This window comes from Paraburkholderia sp. USG1, from assembly GCF_031570135.1.
Classification (GTDB): domain Bacteria; phylum Pseudomonadota; class Gammaproteobacteria; order Burkholderiales; family Burkholderiaceae; genus Paraburkholderia; species Paraburkholderia dioscoreae.
In genome coordinates this window covers 318,662-342,581 of sequence record NZ_JAMWXW010000006.1, presented here as the reverse complement: position 1 = coordinate 342,581, position 23,920 = coordinate 318,662, and the positions used below count along the sequence as shown (strand labels likewise).

Genomic DNA, 23,920 nt, shown 5'->3' with positions numbered 1-23,920 from the left:
TTCTTCATCTCGTGGGCATCAACTCTCGCCATCGACCCTCAACCGTCCGATCACCCCTTTCGCCTGTCCCACCCGCTCCACCAACTCGGGGCCGCGCTTGAGCGCGACGCCGACCGCCAGAATGTCGCCGATCGCCAGATGCGACATGCGCGATGTCATCGGCGAAAACACATCGTTTTCTTCGACCACGTTCGAGAACAGGCAGATCGACGCGACCCGCGCGAGCGGTGAGCTGCCATGCGTGATCGCGATCACTTTCGCGCCGCGGGCAAGCGCCGAACGCGCGGCTTCGATGATATCGCGGGTGCGGCCGGTATTCGATACCGCCACCACCACATCGCCGGGTCCGAGCAGCGCCGCCGACATCGAATAGGTATGCGGATCGGAGTACGCGACGCTCGGCATGCCGAGCCGGAAAAACTTGTGCTGGATATCCTGCGCGGCAATGCCCGAGCCGCCCGCCCCGTAGAACTCGATGCGCGCCGCGTTCGCCAGCAGATCGACGGCCGCTTCGACGCTATCCGGTGACAAGCTGTTGCGCACTTCGATCAGCGTGCCGATGGTCCGGTCGAAAACTTTGGCGATGAGACCGGGCGCGCCCTCGTCCGGCCGTACGTCCCGATAGACGGTCGGCACACCCGACGCAATCCCCTGCGCAAGCCGGATCTTGAACTCGCGAAACCCCGAAAAGCCGAGCGCATGACAAAACCGCGCAATGGTCGGCTGGCTCACGCCCGCGCGGGCGGCCACTTCGGTCATGGACAAGTCGAGCACTTCGCGCGGCGCTTCGATCACGTAATCGGCCAGTTTGCGTTCGGACGGCCGCAACTGGTCGCGCATCTCTTCCACCTGGGACAGCATCATTGGAAAACTCGCACTATGCTGAAGAATGCGTGGACTATATCCGATTGCTGGGCATGTACAAAAACTACATTTCTAGCGGTAGGTGTAATCCCTAGACCCTGGGTGTCATGCGCGAAAACTAGGCTGGTCGGGCGTTGCGAGCCGGTGATCGATGCCGCAGCGCAGCAGCGCTCGTCCTTGCGATCATGTAGTTTTTCTACTAAGATGGCGGTGTCAACTGATCCGACATCCCCGCGATACCTAGCTGGCCTGGTGCGCGCCCGCCCGCCGCCAGCGACGAAGGAGTTCCGATGGTTTCCCCGCATTCGCAATTGTTGAAGGTCACGCAACGCGTGGTCGAGCGCAGCAAGCCTACGCGCGAGGCGTATCTGGCCCGCATCGATCAGGCGCAAGGTCGGTTCCCGGCGCGCGGTGCGCTCTCGTGCGCCAATCTGGCCCACGGTTTCGCCGGGCTCGAAGGCAACGACAAGCTCGTCATCAAGCAGATTCGCGAGCCGAACATCGGCATCGTGTCCTCGTACAACGAAATGTTGTCGGCCCACGCGCCGTACAAAAACTACCCGGACATCATCAAGCAGGCCGCGCGTGAAAACGGCGGCGTCGCGCAATTCGCGGGCGGCGTGCCGGCCATGTGCGACGGCGTCACGCAAGGCAACGCGGGCATGGAACTGTCGCTGTTCTCGCGCGAAGTGATCGCGATGAGCACGGCGGTCGCGCTGACGCACAACATGTTCGACGCGGCACTGTGCCTCGGCATCTGCGACAAGATCGTGCCGGGCTTGCTGATCGGCGCGCTGCAATTCGGCCATCTGCCGACCATCTTCGTGCCGGCCGGCCCGATGGGCAGCGGCCTGTCCAACGACGATAAGGCCAAGACGCGCCAGCTCTTCGCCACCGGCCAGTGCGGCCGCGACGCGCTGCTCGAAGCGGAAGCCGCCGCGTATCACAGCCACGGCACCTGCACGTTCTACGGCACGGCAAATAGCAATCAGATGCTGATGGAAGTGATGGGTTTGCATCTGCCGAGTTCGGCTTTCGTGCATCCGCATACGCCGCTGCGCGACGCATTGACCGCGCAGGCCGCGCGCCGCGTGCTCGATCTGACGGTCGAGCGCGGCAACTACATGCCGATTGGCCACGTGGTCGACGAGAAAGCGATTGTCAACGGCATCGTCGCGTTGCTGGCGACAGGCGGCTCGACCAATCACACGCTGCACCTGGTGGCGATTGCGCGCGCGGCGGGCATCGTGATCGACTGGGACGACTTCGACGCGCTATCGCAAGCCGTGCCGTTGCTCGCGAAGATCTATCCGAATGGCAAGGCCGACGTGAACCACTTCCATGCGGCCGGCGGCGTCGCGTTCCTGGTGCGCAATCTGCTGGAAGGCGGCTTGCTTCACGAAGACGTCAACACGGTCGCGGGCAAGGGACTCAAGCACTACACCGAAGAGCCGAAGCTGATCGACGGCAAGCTGCAATGGGTGCCGGGCGCCGAAGCCAGCGAAGACACGGCCGTGCTGCGCGGCATCAAGGAGCCGTTCCAGCCGGATGGCGGCTTGCGTCTGATGCAGGGCAAGCTCGGCCGCGGCGTGATCAAGATTTCGGCGGTGGCGGCGCAGCATCGCAAGGTGAAGGCGCCGGCCATCGTGTTCGATTCTCAGGAAGCCGTGCAGGAAGCGTTCGACAAAGGCGAACTGAAGCGCGACTTCATCGCGGTGGTGCGCTTCCAGGGCGCGCGCGCAAACGGCATGCCTGAACTGCATCGTTTGACGCCGCTGCTCGGTGTGTTGCAGGATCAAGGTTTCCATGTCGCGCTGGTCACGGATGGCCGTATGTCAGGCGCATCGGGCAAGGTGCCTGCGGTCATTCACCTGTCGCCGGAAGCCTTGCTGCAAGGCCCGATCGGCAAGGTGCGCACGGGCGACATATTGGTGATCGACGCCGAAGCCGGCGTGCTCGACATCGAGATCGACGTGGCCGAATGGGCCGCGCGGCCGAATGTCCAGCCGCTACATCAGGCGGAAAACGAAGTCGGCTTCGGCCGCGAACTGTTCGGTGTGTTCCGCGCGGCGGCGGCGCCGGCGGAGCAGGGTGCGTCGGTATTCGGCGCGATGGTGGGCGAGCATTCGGCGCATCACGGCGAAGCGGCAAAAGCTCACACCGGCAAACATACAAGCACCACTCAAGCCAGCTAAGCGCTGCAGAACAAGGAGTCTGACTATGACGTCGAAAACAGTAAGCGATATCGTGCGCCTCGGCCCGGTGATTCCGGTGCTCGCGTTCGACTCGGTCGAACAGGGTGAGCAGGTGTCGCGTGCGCTGCATGCGGGTGGCGTGAAGGTGCTGGAAATCACCCTGCGCACGGCGGCCGGCCTGGAAGCGATTGAACGCGCGAGCCAGCTGGCCGAGGATATCGTGGTCGGTGTCGGCACGATTACGAAGCCCGAGCACTGCGCTCAGGCCAAAAAGGCGGGCGCACAGTTCGGCGTCTCACCGGGTTTGACGAAAGACATGCACAAGGCCGCACAGGACGCGGGCTTGCCGCTCCTGCCGGGCGTGATGACGCCGACCGACATCATCACTGCGCTCGAACTCGGCTACGAGATCGTGAAGTTTTTCCCGGCCCAGCAGGCCGGCGGCGTGCCGATGCTGCAAGCTTTCTACGGCCCGTTCCCGAATCTGAAATTCTGCCCGACCGGCGGTATCACGGCCGAATCGGCTTCGACTTTCCTGTCGCTGCCGAACGTGGTGTGCGTCGGCGGTTCGTGGCTCACGCCGAAAGCCGCGCTTGCTTCGCACAACTGGGAAGAGGTCACGCGTCTCGCGCGCGCCGCGAGCCAATTGGCCGCGCCCGCCCACTAAGTTGATGCGGCGCGCACGTTAAGCCGTTATCAAGGCCCTATGCAAAGGAGCCTCGTCGATACAGCCGTTCGGGCTGTCGCGGCGAGGCTCCTTTTCGATATGCGCGACGAAGCGGTGCGCGTGGGCAGACGACACACAGTAAAATTCGGCGTCCGCGCGGTGAGCCCGGTTTCAGGGCGCCGCACAGGTCACCGTGAGACAAGGTGCTGACCGTGTTCCGCACTCAGAATCAATAACGCAAAAGGAGGAGCTTCATGGAAGCTGTCCACGGCAGCATGCTGCTGGTCTTCGCGGCGATCGCCATCGCATTGCTGATCCTGCTGATCACGCGCTACAAGGTTTACCCGTTCCTCGTTCTGATCATCGTGTCGCTGCTGCTGGGTCTCGCATCCGGCATGCCGATCGGCACGATCGTCAAATCGTTCGAAACGGGCAATGGCAATACGCTTGGCCACATCGCGATCGTGGTCGGCCTCGGCACGATGCTCGGCAAGATGATGGCCGAATCCGGCGGCGCCGAGCGCATCGCCACCACATTGATCGACTTCTTCGGCGAGAAGAATATCCACTGGGCGATGATGATCGTCGCGATCATCGTGGGCTTGCCGGTGTTCTTCGAAGTCGGTTTCGTGCTGCTGATTCCGATTGCTTTCAACGTCGCGAAGCGCACCAACAAGTCGTTGCTGCTAGTCGGCTTGCCAATGGTCGCGGGTCTGTCCGTCGTGCACGGGCTGCTTCCGCCGCACCCGGCCGCGATGCTCGCGGTGCAGGCGTATCACGCGGATATCGGCAGGACCATCGCCTATGGCCTGATTGTCGGCGTGCCGACCGCAATCGTCGCGGGTCCGCTGTTTGCGTTGATGATCAGCCGCTATATCAAGCTGCCGAAAGACAACGCGCTCGCCTCGCAATTTCTCGGCGCCGATGAAACCGATGCCGCGAACAACGGTGACGGTGCGCAAAAGACCGCGCCCAGGCGCGAACTGCCGAGCTTCGGCGTGACGCTGTTCACGATCCTGTTGCCGGTTATCCTGATGCTGGTAGGCAGTTGGGCCGACCTCGTGTTCACGCCGAAGACCTTGGCGAACGATCTGCTGCGTTTCGTCGGCAATTCGGATGCGGCGCTGCTGATCGCGGTGCTGGTCAGCTTCTGGACCTTTGGTGCGAGCCGTGGCTTCGATCGCGAGCAGATCCAGAAATTCTGCGGCGAATGTCTCGCGCCGATCGCGGGCATTACACTGATCGTCGGCGCGGGCGGCGGCTTTGGGCGCGTGCTGATGGATAGCGGCATTTCGAAGGAGATCGTCAATGCTGCGACGTCGGCGCATCTGTCGCCGTTGCTGTTCGGCTGGCTCGTCGCGGCGCTGATTCGCCTTGCAACCGGCTCGGCGACGGTCGCGATGACCACCGCTTGCGGCATCGTCGCGCCGATTGCGGCGGCGGGCGCGGTGCAGGTGAAGCCGGAGCTGCTGGTGCTGGCCACGGGTTCGGGTTCGCTGATCTTTTCGCACGTGAACGACGGCGGTTTCTGGCTGATCAAGGAATACTTCGGGATGACGGTGGGGCAGACCTTCAAGACATGGTCGCTTCTCGAAACCATCATCTCGCTGATGGGTTTGGGTTTGACCTTCGCACTCGCGACGGTCGTGTAAGGAGTTTTTGATGATTCTGATCGCAATGGGCGTGTCGGGCGCCGGCAAGACGAGAATTGGCGAAATGCTCGCGGAGCGCCTGCACTGCGCGTTCACCGACGGCGACGCATTTCACAGCGCCGCCAACAAAGAGAAAATGCACCACGGCATTCCGCTGACGGACGAAGACCGCTGGCCCTGGCTGAAAACGATCCGCGCGGCGATCGAGGAGAAGCAGAAGGCGGGCGAGACGGCGGTGTTCACGTGTTCGTCGCTGAAGCGCTCGTATCGCGACGTTCTGCGCGACGGCGATAAAGACGTGTGCTTCGTCTACCTCAAGGGTTCGCGTGAGGTACTGGAGCAGCGCCTGACCACGCGCACCGGCCATTTCTTCGATCCGTCGCTGCTGCAAAGCCAGCTCGACACGCTCGAAGAGCCGGGCGCCGATGAGGCGATCACGGTGAGCATCGAACTGTCGCCGGAAGAGATTGTCGACAGCGTGCTGATTCAGGTTGAAGCGCGTAAGTGAGTTTGCCTGGTCGCTGTAGATGCAAAAAAACCGCTCCGAGGAGCGGTTTTTTCATGCCTCATGCAACGAGTCGAGCAACAGCCGATGCGGCTGAATGGGATCAGGCAATCCGCTTGGCCAGTTCGGCAGCCTTGCCGACATACGAAGCCGGCGTCATGGCGAGCAAACGATCTTTCGCGTCTTGCGGAATCGCCAGGCCGCTGACGAACGTCTGCAGCGCTTCGCGCGTGATGCCCTTGCCGCGTGTCAGTTCCTTCAGTTGTTCGTACGGATTCTCGATGCCGTAACGGCGCATCACCGTTTGCACCGGCTCGGCCAGCACTTCCCAGCAGTTGTCGAGGTCTTCGTGCAGACGCTGCGCATTCACTTCGAGCTTGTCGAGGCCGCGGATCAGCGAGTCGTACGCAAGCAGCGAATAGCCGAACGCGACGCCGATATTGCGCAGCACCGTCGAGTCGGTCAGGTCGCGCTGCCAGCGCGACACCGGCAGCTTGTCGGCGAGATGGCGCAGCGTGGCGTTCGCCAGACCCAGGTTGCCTTCGGAGTTCTCGAAGTCGATCGGATTGACCTTGTGCGGCATCGTGGACGAACCGATTTCGCCGGCCTTGGTGCGTTGCTTGAAGTAACCGACCGAAATGTAGCCCCACACGTCGCGGTCCAGATCCAGCAGGATCGTATTGGCGCGCGACATGGCGTCGAACAGTTCGGCCATGTAGTCGTGCGGTTCGATCTGGATCGTGTACGGATTGAACGTGAGTTTCAGGCGCTGCTCGACCACTTCGCGCGAGAACGCTTCCCAATCGAACTCCGGATACGCGGACAGGTGTGCGTTGAAGTTGCCGACCGCGCCGTTCATCTTGCCGAGCAGTTCGACCTTCGCGATGCGGTCGATCGCGCGCTCCAGACGCGCGGCCACGTTGGCGATTTCCTTGCCGAGCGTGGTCGGGCTGGCCGGCTGGCCGTGCGTGCGCGACAGCATAGGCTGGTCGGCCAGCGCGTGAGCCAGCGCGACGAGACGCTGATGCACCGAGCGCAGCGCCGGCAGAATTACGTGTTCACGGGCGCCCGCCAGCATCAGGCCGTGCGAGGTGTTGTTGATGTCTTCCGAGGTACACGCGAAATGGATGAACTCGCTCGCGCGTTCCAGTTCTTCCTGACCCTTGACCGACTCCTTGAGCCAATACTCGACCGCTTTCACGTCGTGATTCGTCACACGCTCGATTTCCTTGATGCGCGCGGCGTCGTGCGCCGTGAAGCGCTCCGCCAGTTGCAGCAGGAATTGTTCGGCGGCTTCGGAAAAACGCGGCACTTCGGCGAAACCGGCGTGCGAGAGTGCAATCAGCCAATGGATTTCGACCGTCACGCGATTGCGCATGAACGCGGCTTCCGAGAGCCAGTCGCGCAGGGCTTCGGTTTTCGAGGCATAACGGCCGTCGAGCGGGGAGAGCGCGTTCAGCGCGAACAGGGTGTCGGGGCGGGTGTCGGACATGATGGGGGCCGGGTGAGGGCAAAGAGCAAGGGTGAAAACGTGGAAGAAACTGCGGGAAGCGCGAATTTTACCACCGGACGCCGACAGCCCCGATTTCCCGTGGCAGGCCCGACGCGTCTAGCCCCGGTGGCCTTCGTAGCCGGGAAACAGCGTGGGGAGAATGAACGACGGCATCGAGTAGCGCGCAAAGCACCGCGAGGTCGAAGCGGGATGGACCAGATGCAGGCAACTGGCGCGCGGATCGTCTACCGCGATGACTTTGCGGCCGCTATCGACCACGCGACGGATAAAGCGCTCGTCTTCGTAGAGATCGATGTCGTCGAAGGCCGCCATTGCGGCGAGCGCCTTGTCGTACACATACGAGAAACCATAGAACAGGATGAAATCCGCGCCGATCTGCATTTTCTCGTGGAATTCAATGTGACTGACCGAGCGGCCGCTCAGCTCGTAGTGGAGGCCCACCTTCGCGTTCAGGTCCATGTAGCCGAAGAACTGTGTATGCGGCGCGTACATGAAAAAGCCCGATAGCTTGATGAGGTCGGCGCTGTTGTCCTGCATTGTTCCGATCATGTGCGCGAGGTAATGCGGCGCGTAGTGATCGTCGTCGTCGAAATGGGCGATTACCGGGCCGCGCGCTTCGCCGATCAGGTGGTTGCGCTTTGCGCCGATCGACATGCGCGTGGGCGAATGAAAATAGCGAATGCGTGTGTCCTGCGATGCCAACGCCCGCATGTACGCGCTCGGCTCGGCGCTGTCGTCGAGCACCAGCCATTCCCAGTCGACTTGCTGGCTAAGGACGCAGCGCGCGGCGGCCGGCAGCAGAGCTTCGCGATTGGCCGTCGGCGTGATGATGGAAACGAGTGGGGACATGGCTGGGTGTGCAGGAAGGGATGTGGTCGATAGCCGGAGTTGCGTGGCTGCGGCGTGGTGCGATTCGGAACGGCGACTACCTCGTTCTGCTCGGCGCGGTGTCGTTCGAGGCACACTACTGGGCCGACAGAGGCTCCGCGAATTGCCCGAGGCAAGATATAGAGTCGCCTCGACCTGGCCTATCGGCATAGTCCGATTTCGCGGGCAGACATGGCCGGACCTCGCCGCGTCGCCGCGGTCAGCTTCGCGGCAGCATCTAGAATGCTGACTTCTTCCCTCCGCTGGTGGCAGGCTCCGCATGGAACTGAAATGGCTCGAAGACTTCGTTTCGCTCGCGGAAACGCGTAGTTTCAGTCGTTCGGCCGAGTTGCGGCACGTCACGCAGCCGGCTTTCTCACGGCGGATTCAGGCGCTGGAAGCGTGGCTCGGCACGGAACTGATCGACCGTTCGGTTTATCCGACGCGGTTGACGGCGGCCGGCCAGGTGTTCAACGAACAGGCGCTCGCCATGCTGTCGCAGTTCCACGAGGCGCGGGCGTTGCTGCGCGGGCATACGGCGACGCCGCAGGCGACTATCGAATTCGCGGTGCCGCATACGCTGTCCTTGACTTACTTTCCGCGCTGGCTGCAGCGTATCGAAGCGCAGATGGGCCCGATCCATACCCGGCTGCGCGCGCTGAACGTGCACGATGCGGCGTTGTCGCTGGTGGAAGGCGGCTGCGATCTGATGATGGGCTATCACCATCCCAGCCACCCGGTCGCGCTCGATCCGGGCCGCTACGACATGCTGACGCTTGGCATCGAGCCGATCAGTCCGTTCTCCGCGCCCGGCCGTGCGGGCCGGCCGCGTCACACGTTGCCGGGCAGCGCCGAGGCGCCCACGCCGTATCTGTCCTATACGCCGAACGCCTATCTGGGCCGCATGACCGAAGTGATTCTGGCCAACGCGCCGGAGCGTCTGTATCTCGACCGGCTCTATGAAACCGACATGGCCGAAGGACTCAAGGCGATGGCGCTGGCCGGGCACGGCATCGCTTTCCTGCCGCATAGCGCGGTGGAAGACGCGGTCGCCGACGGCAAGCTGATCCGCCTCGACCGCGCCACACGCGGCACGCCGGAAGGCCAACTCACGCTGACCATGGAGATCCGTCTGTACCGCGACAAGCTCGCGGCAAAGAGCGACGATGCCCGCCAGATACTCGTGCGTCAGCTGTGGGACGTGGTGTCGCAGGAACTGGCGCCGGGCGCGGCCTGAACCTGCCCCCCTACGACGCGAATTTGCGGCTTCCTGATGGTTATGCAAAAAAAACATAATCGGATAAGGAAACGGCATTGGATTTCAAAACGGCGTTTTTCGACAATGTTGTCATTCGATCAACGCCGGAGCGTTCATGTCATCCCAGCAACAGGCAGCACAACTCGCACAATCCGCAGCAACGTTGCACTCGGTTCCTTCCTACCTGAATAAAGACGACCTCGGCCCGTGGGGCAACTACCTGCGTCAGGTCGATCGCGTCGCGCCGTACCTCGGCTCCCTGTCCCGCTGGCTCGAAACCCTGAAGCGCCCGAAGCGCATTCTGATCGTCGATGTGCCTATCGAACTCGATAACGGCACGGTCGCACACTTCGAAGGCTATCGCGTGCAGCACAACGTGTCGCGCGGTCCGGGCAAGGGCGGTGTGCGTTACCACCAGGACGTGACGCTGTCGGAAGTGATGGCGCTGTCGGCGTGGATGTCGGTGAAGAATGCTGCGGTCAACGTGCCGTACGGCGGTGCGAAGGGCGGCATCCGGGTCGACCCGCGCACCCTGTCGCGCGGTGAGCTCGAACGCGTGACGCGCCGCTACACCAGCGAAATCGGCATCATCATCGGACCGAATACCGACATTCCCGCGCCGGACGTGAATACGAACGAGCAGATCATGGCGTGGATGATGGACACGTACTCGATGAACCAGGGCCAAACTGCCACGGGCGTCGTGACGGGCAAGCCGATCACGCTGGGCGGCTCGCTCGGCCGCCGCGAGGCGACGGGCCGCGGCGTGTTCGTGGTGGCTTCCGAAGCCGCACGCCGTATCGGTGTGGACATCGAAGGCGCGCGCATCGCGGTGCAGGGTTTCGGCAACGTCGGCGGAATCGCGGCGCGTCTGTTCCAGGAAGCGGGTTCGAAGCTGGTCGCGGTGCAGGACCACACCGGCTCGCTGTACAAGTCGACGGGTATCGACGCGGTCGCACTCCTCGACCACGTGGCCAGGCACGGCGGCGTGGGCGGGTTCCCGGAAGCGGACGCCGTAACCAATGAAGAATTCTGGACGGTCGAATCGGACATCCTGATTCCGGCCGCGCTGGAAAACCAGATCACCGAAAAGAACGCGGCGAAGATCAGGACGAAGATCGTCGTGGAAGGCGCCAACGGCCCGACCACCACGGCGGCGGACGACATCCTGCACGATCGCGGCATTCTCGTGATTCCGGACGTGGTGGCCAACGCCGGCGGCGTGACCGTGTCGTACTTCGAATGGGTGCAGGACTTTTCGAGCTTCTTCTGGACGGAAGACGAGATCAACCAGCGTCTGGAGCGTGTGATGCGCGAAGCGTTCGCCGCTGTGTGGCAGGTTTCGAGCGAGCAGAAGGTGTCCGTGCGGACCGCGGCGTTTATCGTCGCGTGTAAGCGGATCCTGGAAGCGCGCGAACTGCGCGGCCTGTATCCCTGATCTTTCCGTTGCGAACGGCGGCTCTGCTATCTGGCAGGACCGCCGCCAATCCCTGCTTTGACGCGGTTCACGAGACCGCGTGTTGGGCCCGGCGAGCGGCATCGTATCGATGCCGCTCGCCTTTGCATATCCGGAAAGGTTGACCGACCGGCCGCAAGCGCCGCAAACGCTTAGCGGCGGCCACGCAACAACATGGTTTATAGCGATACTTTCAGAATAATTACTTTGCTAAACTGGCGCCGGTTCTTGCCAAGGAGATCAAAAATGAAGGTTAAAAAAGCTGCGCTGCTGCTCGCGACTCTCGGACTGTTCACGGTTGGCGCGCATGCGCAAGACGCGGGTACGCTGAAAAAGATCAAGGACACGGGCGTCATTTCGCTGGGTCATCGCGAATCGTCGATCCCGTTTTCGTATTACGACGACAAGCAGAACGTTATCGGCTACTCGCAGGAATTCGCCCTGAAAGTGGTGGACGCGGTGAAGCAGAAGCTGAACATGCCGAACCTGAAGGTCAAGCTCACGCCGGTCACGTCGCAAAACCGTATTCCACTGGTGCAGAACGGCACCGTCGACATGGAATGCGGCTCGACCACCAACAATGCTGAACGTCAGCAGCAGGTTGCCTTCTCGAACACGATCTTCGTGATCGGCACGCGCCTCATGACCAAGAAAGACTCCGGTATCAAGGACTGGGCCGACCTGAAGGGCAAGACGGTCGTCACGACCGCCGGCACCACCTCCGAGCGCCTGCTTCGCAAGATGAACCAGGACAAGAGCATGGGCATGAACATCATCAGCGCGAAAGACCACGGCGAGTCGTTCCTGACGCTCTCCACGGGCCGCGCCGCTGCCTTCATGATGGACGACGCACTGCTCGCGGGCGAACGCGCGAAGTCGAACAACCCGGCCGATTTCGTGATCGTCGGCGCGCCGCAATCGCATGAAGCGTACGGCTGCATGATTCGCAAGAACGATCCGGAATTCAAGAAGGTCGTCGACGACGCGATCGCCAAGGTCGAAACCTCGGGCGAAGCCGACGCGATCTACAAGAAGTGGTTCGAATCGCCGATTCCGCCGAAGGGCCTGAACCTGAACTTCCCGGAAAGCGACGACATCAAGGCGCTCTACAAGAGCCCGAATGACAAGGCAATCGATTAAACCTTAGCTGTTTTTTTGAAACGCTGAACGAAACGGAAGGGGCCACGCGCTTCTTCCGTTTCTTTTTGCTGGAGTCTTGGTCATGTCATATCACTGGAACTGGGGCATTCTGCTGAGTCCGGTCTCCACCGGCGAGCCGACCACCTATCTGGGCTGGTTGCTGTCGGGCTTCTGGGTGACGATTACCGTGTCGCTGTCGGCATGGGTGATCGCGCTGATCGTCGGTTCGTTGTTCGGCGTGCTGCGCACGGTGCCGAATAAATGGGCGTCGGGCATCGGCACGCTCTATGTTGCGATTTTCCGAAACATTCCGCTGATCGTGCAGTTCTTCATCTGGTATCTGGTGATACCGGAGTTGCTGCCGGTTTCGGTGGGCAACTGGTTCAAGCAACTCCCGCCGGGCGCGCAGTTCTTCTCGTCGTCGATCATCTGTCTCGGGCTCTTCACTGCCGCGCGCGTGTGCGAGCAGGTGCGCTCGGGTATCAATGCGCTGCCGCGCGGCCAGCGCGCCGCGGGTCTGGCAATGGGCTTCACGCAATGGCAGACGTATCGCTACGTGCTGCTGCCGGTCGCGTACCGGATCATTGTGCCGCCGCTCACGTCCGAGTTTCTGAATATCTTCAAGAACTCGGCGGTCGCGTCGACGATCGGTTTGCTCGATCTCTCCGCTCAGGCGCGCCAATTGGTCGACTATACGTCGCAGACGTATGAGTCGTTTATCGCGGTCACGGTGGCGTACATGCTGATTAATCTGGTCGTGATGCAACTCATGCGCTGGGTCGAAGCGAAGACCCGGTTGCCCGGCTATATCGGAGGCAAGTAATGCACCATTTCGACTGGAGCGGTATTCCGGGCGCATTGCCTACGCTGTGGACCGGCGCCGTCGTCACCTTGAAAATCACGGTGATCGCGATCGTGTTCGGCATTATCTGGGGCACCGTTCTCGCGATGTTGCGGCTGTCGTCGTTCAAACCCTTCGAGTGGTTCGCGAAGGGCTACGTGACGATCTTCCGTTCCATCCCGCTGGTGATGGTGCTGCTGTGGTTCTTCCTGATCGTGCCGCAAGTGCTGCAGAACGTGCTCCGGTTGTCGGCGGATATCGACATTCGCCTTGCGTCGGCCATGGTCGCGTTCTCGCTGTTCGAGGCGGCGTACTATTCGGAGATCATCCGCGCCGGCATTCAGGCCGTGCCGCGCGGACAGGTCAACGCGGCGTTCGCGCTCGGCATGAACTACGCGCAGGCCATGCGCCTGATCGTGCTGCCGCAGGCATTCCGCGCGATGGTGCCGCTGCTGCTCACGCAGGGTATCGTGCTGTTTCAGGATACGTCGCTCGTCTACGTGATCAGCCTCGCCGACTTCTTCCGCACCGCTACGAATATTGGCGACCGTGACGGTACGAATGTCGAAATGGTACTGTTCGCGGGCGCGTGTTATTTCGTGATCTGCGTGATCGCGTCGAGCCTCGTCAAAGGTCTTCAGAAAAAGGTCGCAAGATGATCTCTATCAAGAATGTTTCGAAGTGGTACGGTCAGTTTCAGGTGCTGACCGACTGCACGACGGAAGTCAAAAAAGGTGAAGTGGTGGTGGTGTGCGGGCCGTCGGGCTCGGGCAAGTCCACGCTGATCAAAACCGTCAACGGCCTCGAGCCGTTCCAGAAGGGCGAGATCATCATCAACGGTCAGTCGCTCACCGACAAGAAAACCAATCTGTCGAAGCTGCGCTCCAAGGTCGGCATGGTGTTTCAGCACTTCGAACTGTTCCCGCATCTGTCGATCGTGCAGAACCTCACGCTCGCCCAGGTGAAGGTGCTCGGCCGCTCGAAAGACGAAGCCACGGCGAAAGGGCTGAAGCTGCTCGATCGCGTGGGCTTGCGCGCGCATGCGGACAAGTTTCCGGGCCAGTTGTCGGGCGGTCAGCAGCAGCGCGTGGCGATTGCGCGCGCGTTGTCGATGGACCCGATCGCCATGCTGTTCGACGAGCCGACTTCGGCGCTCGATCCGGAAATGATCAACGAAGTGCTCGACGTGATGGTCGAACTCGCGCAGGAAGGCATGACCATGATGTGCGTCACGCACGAAATGGGCTTCGCGAAGAAGGTCGCGCACCGCGTGATCTTCATGGACAAGGGCTTGATCGTGGAAGACGACCGCAAGGAAGACTTCTTCGCCAATCCGAAGTCGGATCGCGCCAAGGATTTTTTGGCCAAGATCCTGCACTGAGTGTGCCTTGGGGCCGCGCCGTTCAGGCGGTGCGGCCCACGAGCACGGAAACAGAAAAGCCGCTTCGAAAGCGGCTTTTCTGTTTCTGGTGCTTCGATTTGAGCGAACGTCGGCGGGCTTAACTGCTCGAGCGCTCAGGATTCGAATGCGGCGGCGTCGTCCGCAGCTTCCAGATCCACCTCGGCGTCCCTCTCGGCTTGCATGGCTTCGGTCGAAGCCGCGATTGTGCTGGCCGAAGCCGACGCGTCCAAAGCGGGATTGCGCAGTTTTTCGAGCACCGAAACCGGCACCGGCACGTTCACGCGGCCGATCACCTCGCCGTGCTGGAACATCATCAGATCGCCCGGTTCGAACGCGGTCCAGACTTCGTTGTCGGTCAGTGGCTTGGTGGCGATCACCGCGACGCGGTCTTCGGGCGTCGTGTATTTGGCGAAATCGATCGACACGTCCGCGTCGACGAGATGCGCGGTGGAAAACGGCCAGCGCCGCACGATGTAATACAGATGGGTCGAGCAATGCGCGAACAGCGCCTGGCCGTTCGACATCAGGAAATTGAACACGCCGAATTGCGTGATTTCGCGCGTGAGCGTTTCGAGTGCGGCAAACAATTCGTCGAGCGGCGGCTGCTGCGCGCCGGGAAAAGCCTTACGCAAGCCTTCGAGCAGCGCGCAGAACGCCAGTTCGCTGTCGGTCGTGCCGACCGGCTGGTACACGCCCGACAGGGCCGGCGAATAATCCTTGAGGTCGCCGTTGTGCGCGAAGATCCAGTGGCGTCCCCACAGTTCGCGCATGAACGGGTGGCAGTTTTCGAGCAGGATGTGCCCCTGCGTCGCCTTGCGGATATGCGCAATGGTGTTCTTCGATTTGATCGGATAGCGCTTGACCATCTCGGCGATCGGCGAGGTAGCCGACGATTGATGGTCGATGAACAGGCGGCAGGCTTTGTCTTCGAAGAAGGCGATGCCCCAGCCGTCGGCATGGTGGTCGGTGACGCCGCCGCGCGCCGCAAAGCCGGTGAACGAGAACGTGACGTCCGTTGGCGCGGCGCAGTTCATTCCGAGAAGTTGGCACATGTTGCGGGTAAGCCTGTGAACGGGGCGAGCCGTTACAATGATGATTTTCCAAGCATATCACCGAGCCAGAAACGCCAAATAGCAAAATTGACGTGTGTTTATGCCGCAACGTCGCGGTTTGACCGCATAGATTGGCTTTTGTCGCCGAAACTCGTCCCCCTTTTCGCCATGACCGCTTCCAACGCTTCCCTCGACTCCATCACGCTCGTCCGGCCGGACGACTGGCATCTGCACGTCCGCGACGGTGCGATGCTGGCTGCTGTGCTGCCGGACACCGCGCGCCAGTTCGGCCGCGCGATCATCATGCCGAACCTGAAGCCGCCGGTCACGACCACCGCAATGGCGCAGGCTTATCGCGAGCGCATCGTCGCCGCGATTCCCGAAGGCGCGAAGTTCGAACCGCTGATGACGCTGTACCTGACCGACAACACGCCGCCCGACGAAATCCGCCGCGCGCGTGAAAGCGGCTTCGTGCACGGCGTGAAGCTGTACCCGGCGGGCGCGACGACCAACTCGGACGCGGGCGTCACCGACATCATGAAGTGCGCGAAAACGCTCGAAGTGATGCAGGAACTGGGCATGCCGCTGCTGGTGCACGGCGAAGTGACGGATTCGTCAATCGATCTGTTCGACCGCGAGAAGGTGTTCATCGACCGGGTCATGACGCCGCTGCGCCGCGCGTTTCCGGCGCTGAAGGTGGTGTTCGAGCACATCACCACGAAAGACGCGGTCGACTATATCCGCGAAGCCGGCGTGGCGCCGGAACTGCTGGGCGCGACGATCACCGCGCATCACCTGCTGTACAACCGCAACGCGATCTTCCAGGGCGGCATTCGCCCGCATTACTACTGTTTGCCGGTGTTGAAACGGGAGACGCATCGGGTGGCGCTGGTCGAGGCGGCGACGTCGGGCAATCCGCGCTTTTTCCTCGGCACGGACAGCGCGCCGCATCCGAAGGGGCTGAAGGAGCATGCGTGCGGCTGCGCGGGTTGCTACACGGCGCTGCATGCTTTGGAGCTTTATACGGAAGCGTTCGACAAGGCCGGCGCACTGGACAAGCTCGAAGGCTTCGCGAGCTTTTTCGGCGCGGATTTCTATGGTCTGCCGCGCAGTGAAGAGAAAGTTACGCTGCGTCGTGAGGAATGGACGCTGCCGGCCGAACTGCCGGTCGGCGATACGCCGGTCGTACCGCTGCGCGGCGGCGAGTCGATTGGCTGGCGCCTGGTTTAAGGCATCAGCACGATGCAGGCGCGTGAGGCGGAGCCGCCGGGCTTCGCTGCCATCGATTGGACCAAGCCGTGGTTCGCGCCGTTCGCCGAACGCGGCAAGCGCTGGCAGCGGGCTGCGCTGACGAGCTACGAGGCATTGCTCGCGGAAATGAACGCCGACGCCGGAGAGATTCGGCACAGCACAGGCCGTGGTCAACGCCTCGCGTTCATCGCGCAGGACGATCTGCCGCCCGGCGCGGCGTACGAGGCGCATATCGCGGCAACCGGCTGCGTGCCGACACGCCACAATCTGCACGACTTCTTCAATGCGTCGATGTGGTTCGCCTTTCCGCATATCAAGGCGGCACTGAACGCGCGTCAGTCGGCGGCGATTGACGCGTTGGGCGTTGGTCCGAGCCGCGGCGGCGTACGCGACATGCTGACCCTGTTCGACGAAAATGCGCTGCTGTTCGCATGCGCGGACCCTGCTTTGAGCGCGGCATTGCGTGGGTTCGACTGGCAAACGCTGCTGCTCGCCCGGCGCGATGCCTGGGGCGCAGGTTGCGAAGTGCGCTGCTTCGGCCATGCGCTGATGGAAAAGCTGGTTGTGCCGTTCAAGGCCTGCACGGGGCATGCGTGGATCGTCGATGTGCCGGCCGCATACTTTGAATGGGACGCCATGAAGCGCGAAGCGTTTCTGGACGACTCGGTCGCCACAGCGCTGCTGGGCACGGATGCACTGACGAGCCGGATGTTCGCGCCATTGCCCGTGCTGGGCATTCCGGGCTGGTGGCCGGACAACGAATCGTCCGTGTTTTACGACGACACGTCCGTGTTTCGCACGGGGCGGCGCGCGCGCTGAGCGCGGGGGGGGTGTCGCGGTATTCCCTGGCCATCCGGCTATTTCAGCCGTTGCCCCGGCTTGCCGCTGCCGCAGGTGTTAAAATCCGCCCCAGCAAAGCAGGCCAGGCAGTCGCGGCCTCCGCGGTTTCGGCCAAAGAGGGCGAGGAAAGTCCGGACTCCACAGGGCAGGGTGATGGCTAACGGCCATCCGTGGCAACACGCGGAATAGGGCAACAGAAAGCAAACCGCCGATGGCCCGGCGCAAGCCGGGATCAGGTAAGGGTGAAACGGTGCGGTAAGAGCGCACCGCGGCTGCTGCAAGGCAGACCGGCACGGTAACCTCCACCCGGAGCAATTCCAAGTAGGCAGGCTAGCATCTTCGAGATGCAGGACGGGGCCCCCGTCACGTCTGCGGGTAGGAAGCTTGAGCGCGTCAGCAATGGCGCGCCTAGAGGAATGGCTGCCACGCGCGCCGCGTCTTCGGACGTGGCGCGTGCACAGAATCCGGCTTATCGGCCTGCTTTGCCATCTGACAAAAAAATGCCGGCGTCCATATGGACGCCGGCATTTTTACTTTTTGTACGCTCGGTCCGGCGGCGAGCGTTCCGGCCCGCGCCGCAACCGCAAGTCCGCTTTCAGGTAGCGACGATCTCGAACGAGTGCGTCAGCTCGGCGGTCTTGGCGATCATGATCGAGGCCGAGCAGTATTTGTCGTGCGACAGGTTGATGGCGCGTTCCACCGTGGCCGGGTTGAGATTCTTGCCTGTCACAGTGAAGTGGAAGTGAATCTTCGTGAACACTTTCGGATCTTCGCTGGCGCGTTCGGCCTTCAGCGTGACCGAACACCCGGCGATTTCCTGACGGCTTTTCTTCAAGATCATCACGACGTCGTAGGCGGTGCAGCCGCCGGTGCCGAGCAAAACCATTTCCATCGGACGCGGCGCGAGATTGCGGCCGCCGCCTTCAGGCGCGCCGTCCATCGCCACCAGGTGGCCGCTGCCCGTCTCGGCTGCAAACGCCATCCCGTCTTGCCCCATCCAGCTTACTTTGCATTCCATGCTCTGCTCCACCGCGCTTCGCTTATCGAGACGGCATTGTAGCCCGGTGTTCGGGTGTCCGCCCGAGGCGACTTTTGTCACAAGTTATGCGTGATGACAGCTTGCGTGCTGCGCTGCGGCATGTTCAGCCAATCCGGGAATGCCCTGACGAGTTTAGGGGTTTTACTCTAGGCGATGTCTGCGGGCGTTGGCGCTCGGGTGTTCTTTAGTATTTGATTCAAAAGAATTTTTGGCGCCCTTAAGTCGCAAAATGCGATTGCCGTATTATGAAATCGTATTTCGCAATGCAAATGTTCTTGCGTCGCACAAGGTGCGCTCATATAATTCGATCTGTCTCCTCCACCTCCTCCTTTGGTGGATTAAACCCGAACCGCTCGTTCGGGTTTTTTTTCGCCCGCGCCCTGTCCGGGCCCGGGCGGTTTGTGCACGAAAGGGCGCTAAAACGCGCTCCGCCGCTGCCGGATTGCCGCAAATCTCGCGCAAACCCCCGTACGTTTTGACTTGCCGTAGCAAATTCCTTTATAATTCAGGGCTTTTCCGCATCCGCGCCCGCGGAGGAAGAACCAGGGAGAGCCTGCACGCGCCTCGATGCGCACATTACAAGCAGGAAAAAACACATTGGGCGCAGCAATTTTTTTGGATCGATCATGAAGACGTTTTCCGCAAAAGCCCATGAGGTTACGCGTGAATGGTACGTGATTGACGCGACGGATAAAGTTCTCGGGCGTGTCGCCAGCGAAGTGGCACACCGTCTTCGCGGCAAGCACAAGCCTGAATTCACTCCGCACGTCGACACCGGTGATTTCATCATCGTTATCAACGCGGGTAAGTTGCGCGTCACGGGCAACAAGGCTACTGACAAGAAGTACTACCGTCACTCGGGCTACCCGGGCGGTATCTATGAAACGACGTTCGGCAAGATGCAGGAACGCTTCCCGGGCCGTGCGCTTGAGAAAGCGGTCAAGGGCATGCTGCCGAAGGGCCCGCTCGGCTACGCGATGATCAAGAAGCTGAAGGTCTACGCTGAAGCAACGCATCCGCATTCGGCACAACAGCCGAAAGCGCTCGAGATCTAAGGGGAGCCCACATGATCGGTAACTGGAATTACGGCACGGGCCGCCGCAAGAGCGCCGTCGCACGCGTCTTCATCAAGGCTGGCAAGGGCGAGATCATTGTAAACGGCAAGCCTATCGCCGATTACTTCTCGCGCGAAACGTCACTGATGATCGTGCGTCAGCCGCTGGAACTCACGAACCACGGCGTTACGTTCGACATCAAGGTCAACGTGAACGGTGGCGGTGAAACGGGTCAAGCCGGCGCGGTTCGCCACGGCATCACCCGCGCGCTGATGGACTACGACGCAACGCTGAAGCCGGAACTGTCGAAAGCTGGTTTCGTCACGCGTGACGCTCGTGAAGTCGAACGTAAGAAGGTCGGCTTCCACAAGGCGCGTCGCCGGAAGCAATTCTCGAAGCGTTAATCGTTTCGGGTGCAAACCGGCTCTCGGGCCGGTGCGCTGCAAAAGCCGCCAACGCTTTCGCGAAGGCGGCTTTTTTCATGGGTTCGCGGGTCGTTGCGATTTAGTGTTGCGGCAACGAACTCGTCCGCAGAGCGGCGATACATCCCGCTCAGCCGGGCTGGTGGCGGAAGAACGCGTTATCCATTGATTCTCTGGAAGAACCCATTGACTTTGTGGGCTTCGGCACGATATCGAGATCAGCCCTACAATAGCGGTTAGAAGCTTTTTGGAGAGTTCGAATGAACGCAGTCACCGATACACCCGTGACCGAGATGCCCGCCCCCTTCGTTTTTACCGACGCAGCGGCTGACAAGGTCAAGCAACTGATCGAAGAAGAAGGCAATGCGGACCTCAAACTGCGCGTTTTCGTGCAGGGCGGCGGCTGCTCGGGCTTTCAGTACGGTTTTACGTTTGACGAAGCCGTCAACGAAGACGACACCGTCATGAACAAGAGCGGCGTCCAGCTGCTGATCGATTCGATGAGCTACCAGTATCTGGTGGGCGCTGAGATCGACTACAAGGACGATATCAACGGCGCTCAGTTCGTCATCAAGAACCCCAATGCTACGACCACCTGTGGTTGCGGCTCATCGTTCTCGGTGTGACGACTGGTTGTTGAGCAACCGATTGTGAGAAACGGGGCTTCGGCTCCGTTTCTTATTGCCTGCGCCGAAATCCGCGCCGCGCTCAGCTCAGCTCAACGCGGGTAGATTGCGCCGAGCACGCGCTCGGCGGACGCGCCTGTCACCGCAGGCAAATTGCCCGGGCGACGCGCCACGCAGCGCATGGCGAGCCAGGCGAACGCCAGCGGCTCCACCTGGCTCGGCGGCACGCCTAGCGCATCGGTTGTCATGACGGGCACGCCGCTGACACCGCTGTCTTCCAATGCCTGCTGCAAGGCCTTCAGAATTTCCGGATTGCGCGCGCCGCCGCCGCAGACGTAGACCGCTCGCGCGTCCGACGCGTGCCGTTCAATCTCGCGTGCGACCGTCACCGCGGTGAGCGCGACCAGCGTCGCTTGCACGTCGGCGGGGGTAAGCGCGGCAAACGGCTGCAGCTTCGCATCGAGCCAATCAGCGTTGAACAGGTCGCGGCCGGTGCTTTTCGGCGGCTGCTGGCTGAAAAACGGCTCGTCGAGCAAGGCATTCAGCAGCGCGCGATCCACCTGGCCGCCGGCCGCGAAATGGCCGTTCTCGTCGAAAGACTTGCCTAGATGGCGCTGCGCCCATTCGTCGAGAAGCGCGTTGGCCGGCCCGCAGTCGAAGCCGCGCACGCTGCCGGTCGCGTTCAGGATCGTGATATTGCTGATGCCGCCAAGATTGCAGACCACCCGAGTTTCGTTCTTCGCGCCGAATACGGTGGCGTGAAACGCCGGCACGAGCGGCGCGCCCTGGCCGCCGGCCGCGACGTCGCGGCTGCGGAAATCGGCGATCACGTCGATATGCATCATTTCCGCGAGCAGCGCCGGGTTGTTGATCTGCCGCGTATAACCCTTTTCCGGCCGATGCCGCACCGTCTGCCCATGCACGCCGATCGCACGCACCTCCGCGGCGGGTACACGGCTGTTGTGCAGCAGGTCATGGCAACACACCGCGTAACGCGTGGCGAGCGCATTGGCAGCCAGCGCCTCGCGCTCGATCTCGTTGTCTCCGGGTTGCTGGAGCGCGAACAGTGCGTCACGCAGGCCCGCGGCAAAGCCGACAAACGCCTCGGCCAGCACCATGGGCGGCTTGCCTTGCGCGAACCTGACGGCCACACCGTCCACGCCGTCCATGCTCGTTCCGGACATCAATCCAAAGTAGACGCCGTCTGCGGGGTCTTGCGCCACGTTGTTGCTCCTCTCGATGGTTCGTTGCGATTCGTTGTAGCAGATTATCGGGCGAAGCGCGGGCGAATATAAAGCGCGGCAATGCCGGCGGCACGGCGCCGGATGCGGAAATCGCACGTCGGCGGCGCGCCTGCGGCTGCGTCGATGGGCGCGGCGGCGCGCATCTATGGGACAATCTCCTTTTTTTGCGACTTCACGTTTCCAGCATGAGCACCGAGTCCACCAAGCCTAGCCCCGCTTCCGCCTTCCCGATCACCGACGAAGTCCGTCACGCGCTCGCCGTCACGAAACGCGGAGTCGACGAACTGCTGATCGAAGACGAGTTCGCGCAAAAACTCGCGAAGAGCGCGGCGACCGGCAAACCGCTGCGCATCAAGCTCGGGCTCGATCCGACCGCACCGGACATCCACATCGGCCACACGGTCGTGCTGAACAAGATGCGCCAGTTGCAGGACCTCGGCCACACCGTGATTTTCCTGATCGGCGATTTCACCTCGCTGATCGGCGATCCGTCGGGCCGTAACGCCACGCGCCCGCCGCTCACGCGCGAGCAGATCGAATCGAACGCCAAGACGTATTTCGAGCAGGCCGCGCTCGTGCTCGACCGCGACAAGACCGAAATCCGCTACAACAGCGAATGGTCGATGCCGCTCGGCGCCGACGGCATGATCAAGCTCGCGTCGCGCTATACGGTGGCGCGGATTCTCGAACGCGAAGATTTCACCAAGCGTTTTCAGAGCGGCGTGCCGATCTCGATCCACGAGTTCCTGTACCCGTTGATGCAAGGCTACGACTCGGTCGCGCTGAACGCGGACCTCGAACTCGGCGGCACGGACCAGAAGTTCAACCTGCTCGTGGGCCGTGAGTTGCAGAAGCAATACGGCCAGGAACAGCAGTGCATCCTGACCATGCCGCTGCTCGAAGGGCTGGATGGCGTCGAGAAAATGTCGAAGTCGAAGAACAACTACATTGGCATAAGCGAAAAGCCGACCGACATGTTCGGCAAGCTGATGAGCATTTCCGACGTGTTGATGTGGCGTTACTTCGAACTGCTTTCGTTCCGGCCGATGGAAGAAATCGCCGGCTTCAAGAAAGAAACCGAGGCAGGCCGCAATCCGCGCGATTTCAAGGTGATGCTCGGCCAGGAAATCGTCGCGCGCTTCCACTCGCAAGCCGACGCTGAACGCGCGCTCGAAGACTTCAACCATCGTGCGAAGGGTGGCGTGCCGGACGATATCCCGGCCGTGACGCTCGCGGGCGCACCGCTCGCGATCGGCCAACTGCTCAAGCAGGCCAACCTCGTGCCGTCGACCAGCGAAGCGCTGCGCAACATCGAGCAGGGCGGCGTGAAGATCGATGGCGCGACCGTGTCCGACAAGGGCCTGAAAATTGAAGCCGGCGAGTATGTCGTGCAGGTCGGCAAGCGCCGTTTCTCACGCGTCACGCTGACGGCCTGATGGGCCCGGCGTCGCATCTGGAGTCGAGCCGATGATCGCGCTGATTCAACGCGTGCGGCGCGCGGAGGTGCGCGTGGCCGACCGCGTGACGGGCGCGATCGAGGCGGGTCTGCTCGCGCTCGTCTGCGCCGAACGCGGCGATACCGAGGCGGCGGCCGATCGGCTGCTCGCCAAGGTGCTCGGCTACCGCGTCTTTAGCGATGCGGCCGGCAAAATGAATCTCTCCGTGCAAAATCTCGACGGCGCCGGGCGCGCGGGCGGCCTGCTGCTCGTATCGCAGTTCACGCTGGCCGCGGACACCAACAGCGGCCTGCGTCCCAGCTTTACGCCGGCCGCGCCGCCCGATGAAGGCAAGCGCCTCTTCGATTATTTTGTCGCGGCAGCGCGGGCGAAACATCCGATCGTCGAGACCGGCGAATTCGGCGCCGATATGCAGGTGTCGCTCGTCAATGACGGGCCGGTCACGTTCTGGTTGCAGACGCACGCCTGATCTCCGGCGGTCGTTCCCGCATGCGCGCCGCGGCGCGCATCTACCCTCCGGCCGCTTTTTGCGACAATGGCGGCTCGGCATAACCGGCTGATGGCGCCCACTTTC

Annotated in this window: 23 protein-coding genes and 1 other RNA gene; 18 read left to right on the top strand and 6 right to left on the bottom strand. The window is 62.0% G+C overall.

Annotated elements, in window-relative coordinates:
• Window positions 1–18: 18 nt before the first annotated feature.
• Window positions 19–864 (bottom strand): MurR/RpiR family transcriptional regulator, encoded by an 846-nt coding sequence (locus NE850_RS11160; protein WP_007180405.1) that lies wholly within the window; start codon window positions 862–864, stop codon window positions 19–21.
• 290 nt (window positions 865–1,154) lie between these two features.
• Between NE850_RS11160 and edd the strand changes: the two genes are divergently transcribed.
• The 4 genes from edd to NE850_RS11140 all read left to right on the top strand — a co-directional run bounded on the left by edd (window position 1,155) and on the right by NE850_RS11140 (window position 5,886).
• Window positions 1,155–3,059 (top strand): phosphogluconate dehydratase, encoded by a 1,905-nt coding sequence (edd, locus tag NE850_RS11155; protein WP_007180406.1) that lies wholly within the window; start codon window positions 1,155–1,157, stop codon window positions 3,057–3,059.
• A gap of 25 nt (window positions 3,060–3,084) precedes the next feature.
• Window positions 3,085–3,726 carry a bifunctional 4-hydroxy-2-oxoglutarate aldolase/2-dehydro-3-deoxy-phosphogluconate aldolase gene (eda, locus tag NE850_RS11150; RefSeq protein ID WP_007180407.1) on the top strand — a complete coding sequence of 214 codons (642 nt, stop codon included), beginning with the start codon at window positions 3,085–3,087 and terminating at the stop codon, window positions 3,724–3,726.
• 254 nt (window positions 3,727–3,980) lie between these two features.
• Entirely contained in the window at window positions 3,981–5,378 is a 1,398-nt protein-coding gene (locus tag NE850_RS11145; RefSeq protein WP_310698739.1) for a GntP family permease, read from the top strand.
• Window positions 5,379–5,388: 10 nt separating this feature from the next.
• A complete protein-coding gene (locus NE850_RS11140; RefSeq protein WP_007180409.1) occupies window positions 5,389–5,886 on the top strand; it encodes a gluconokinase in 498 nt (165 codons plus the stop codon).
• A 100-nt stretch (window positions 5,887–5,986) separates the two neighbouring features.
• Here the strand turns inward: NE850_RS11140 and purB are convergent, their stop codons facing one another.
• Both purB and NE850_RS11130 read right to left on the bottom strand, forming a co-directional pair.
• On the bottom strand, window positions 5,987–7,375 hold the full coding sequence (gene purB, locus NE850_RS11135) for an adenylosuccinate lyase (protein ID WP_007180410.1): 1,389 nt from the start codon (window positions 7,373–7,375) through the stop codon (window positions 5,987–5,989).
• Window positions 7,376–7,492: 117 nt separating this feature from the next.
• Window positions 7,493–8,245, bottom strand: coding sequence for a glycosyltransferase family 2 protein (locus tag NE850_RS11130; protein ID WP_007180411.1), 753 nt, complete (start codon window positions 8,243–8,245; stop codon window positions 7,493–7,495).
• A gap of 298 nt (window positions 8,246–8,543) precedes the next feature.
• Between NE850_RS11130 and NE850_RS11125 the strand changes: the two genes are divergently transcribed.
• From NE850_RS11125 to NE850_RS11100, 6 genes are all read left to right on the top strand, one after another.
• Window positions 8,544–9,500 (top strand): LysR family transcriptional regulator, encoded by a 957-nt coding sequence (locus tag NE850_RS11125; RefSeq protein WP_007180412.1) that lies wholly within the window; start codon window positions 8,544–8,546, stop codon window positions 9,498–9,500.
• Window positions 9,501–9,636: 136 nt separating this feature from the next.
• A complete protein-coding gene (locus NE850_RS11120) occupies window positions 9,637–10,959 on the top strand; it encodes a Glu/Leu/Phe/Val dehydrogenase (RefSeq protein ID WP_007180413.1) in 1,323 nt (440 codons plus the stop codon).
• Window positions 10,960–11,223: 264 nt separating this feature from the next.
• Entirely contained in the window at window positions 11,224–12,117 is an 894-nt protein-coding gene (locus NE850_RS11115; protein WP_007180414.1) for a glutamate/aspartate ABC transporter substrate-binding protein, read from the top strand.
• Between the two features lie 82 nt (window positions 12,118–12,199).
• Complete coding sequence (locus NE850_RS11110) at window positions 12,200–12,940, top strand: amino acid ABC transporter permease (protein WP_007180415.1); 741 nt, start codon at window positions 12,200–12,202, stop codon at window positions 12,938–12,940.
• Window positions 12,940–13,617, top strand: a complete 678-nt coding sequence (gene gltK, locus NE850_RS11105; RefSeq protein WP_310698738.1) for a glutamate/aspartate ABC transporter permease GltK — start codon at window positions 12,940–12,942, stop codon at window positions 13,615–13,617. The genes NE850_RS11110 and gltK overlap by 1 nt, the downstream gene beginning before the upstream one ends.
• On the top strand, window positions 13,614–14,339 hold the full coding sequence (locus NE850_RS11100) for an amino acid ABC transporter ATP-binding protein (protein ID WP_007180417.1): 726 nt from the start codon (window positions 13,614–13,616) through the stop codon (window positions 14,337–14,339). Before gltK ends, NE850_RS11100 begins: the two co-directional genes overlap by 4 nt.
• A gap of 134 nt (window positions 14,340–14,473) precedes the next feature.
• Here the strand turns inward: NE850_RS11100 and NE850_RS11095 are convergent, their stop codons facing one another.
• Complete coding sequence (locus NE850_RS11095; protein WP_007180418.1) at window positions 14,474–15,412, bottom strand: class II glutamine amidotransferase; 939 nt, start codon at window positions 15,410–15,412, stop codon at window positions 14,474–14,476.
• Between the two features lie 168 nt (window positions 15,413–15,580).
• On the opposite strand from NE850_RS11095, the gene pyrC reads away from it, so the two are divergent.
• From pyrC to rnpB, 3 genes are all read left to right on the top strand, one after another.
• Window positions 15,581–16,642, top strand: coding sequence for a dihydroorotase (pyrC, locus tag NE850_RS11090; RefSeq protein ID WP_165187035.1), 1,062 nt, complete (start codon window positions 15,581–15,583; stop codon window positions 16,640–16,642).
• Between the two features lie 12 nt (window positions 16,643–16,654).
• Window positions 16,655–17,482, top strand: coding sequence for a DUF3025 domain-containing protein (locus tag NE850_RS11085; protein WP_310698737.1), 828 nt, complete (start codon window positions 16,655–16,657; stop codon window positions 17,480–17,482).
• Between the two features lie 95 nt (window positions 17,483–17,577).
• An RNA gene (gene rnpB / locus NE850_RS11080) (RNase P RNA component class A) lies at window positions 17,578–17,991 on the top strand.
• A gap of 107 nt (window positions 17,992–18,098) precedes the next feature.
• Here rnpB and NE850_RS11075 read toward each other — a convergent pair.
• Window positions 18,099–18,521 (bottom strand): OsmC family protein, encoded by a 423-nt coding sequence (locus tag NE850_RS11075; RefSeq protein WP_007180421.1) that lies wholly within the window; start codon window positions 18,519–18,521, stop codon window positions 18,099–18,101.
• Between the two features lie 647 nt (window positions 18,522–19,168).
• Between NE850_RS11075 and rplM the strand changes: the two genes are divergently transcribed.
• The 3 genes from rplM to erpA all read left to right on the top strand — a co-directional run bounded on the left by rplM (window position 19,169) and on the right by erpA (window position 20,645).
• On the top strand, window positions 19,169–19,597 hold the full coding sequence (rplM, locus tag NE850_RS11070; RefSeq protein ID WP_007180422.1) for a 50S ribosomal protein L13: 429 nt from the start codon (window positions 19,169–19,171) through the stop codon (window positions 19,595–19,597).
• A gap of 11 nt (window positions 19,598–19,608) precedes the next feature.
• Entirely contained in the window at window positions 19,609–20,001 is a 393-nt protein-coding gene (gene rpsI, locus NE850_RS11065; RefSeq protein WP_007180423.1) for a 30S ribosomal protein S9, read from the top strand.
• A gap of 278 nt (window positions 20,002–20,279) precedes the next feature.
• Window positions 20,280–20,645: an iron-sulfur cluster insertion protein ErpA gene (erpA, locus tag NE850_RS11060; RefSeq protein ID WP_007180424.1), complete on the top strand. Its 366-nt coding sequence runs from the start codon at window positions 20,280–20,282 to the stop codon at window positions 20,643–20,645.
• A gap of 92 nt (window positions 20,646–20,737) precedes the next feature.
• Here erpA and NE850_RS11055 read toward each other — a convergent pair whose 3' ends face one another.
• Window positions 20,738–21,868, bottom strand: coding sequence for an anhydro-N-acetylmuramic acid kinase (locus NE850_RS11055; protein ID WP_007180425.1), 1,131 nt, complete (start codon window positions 21,866–21,868; stop codon window positions 20,738–20,740).
• Between the two features lie 206 nt (window positions 21,869–22,074).
• Here NE850_RS11055 and tyrS point away from each other — a divergent pair, with 206 nt between their 5' ends.
• Entirely contained in the window at window positions 22,075–23,325 is a 1,251-nt protein-coding gene (tyrS, locus tag NE850_RS11050) for a tyrosine--tRNA ligase (protein WP_007180426.1), read from the top strand.
• A 31-nt stretch (window positions 23,326–23,356) separates the two neighbouring features.
• Entirely contained in the window at window positions 23,357–23,815 is a 459-nt protein-coding gene (dtd, locus tag NE850_RS11045) for a D-aminoacyl-tRNA deacylase (protein WP_007180427.1), read from the top strand.
• The last annotated feature ends 105 nt before the right edge of the window (window positions 23,816–23,920 follow it).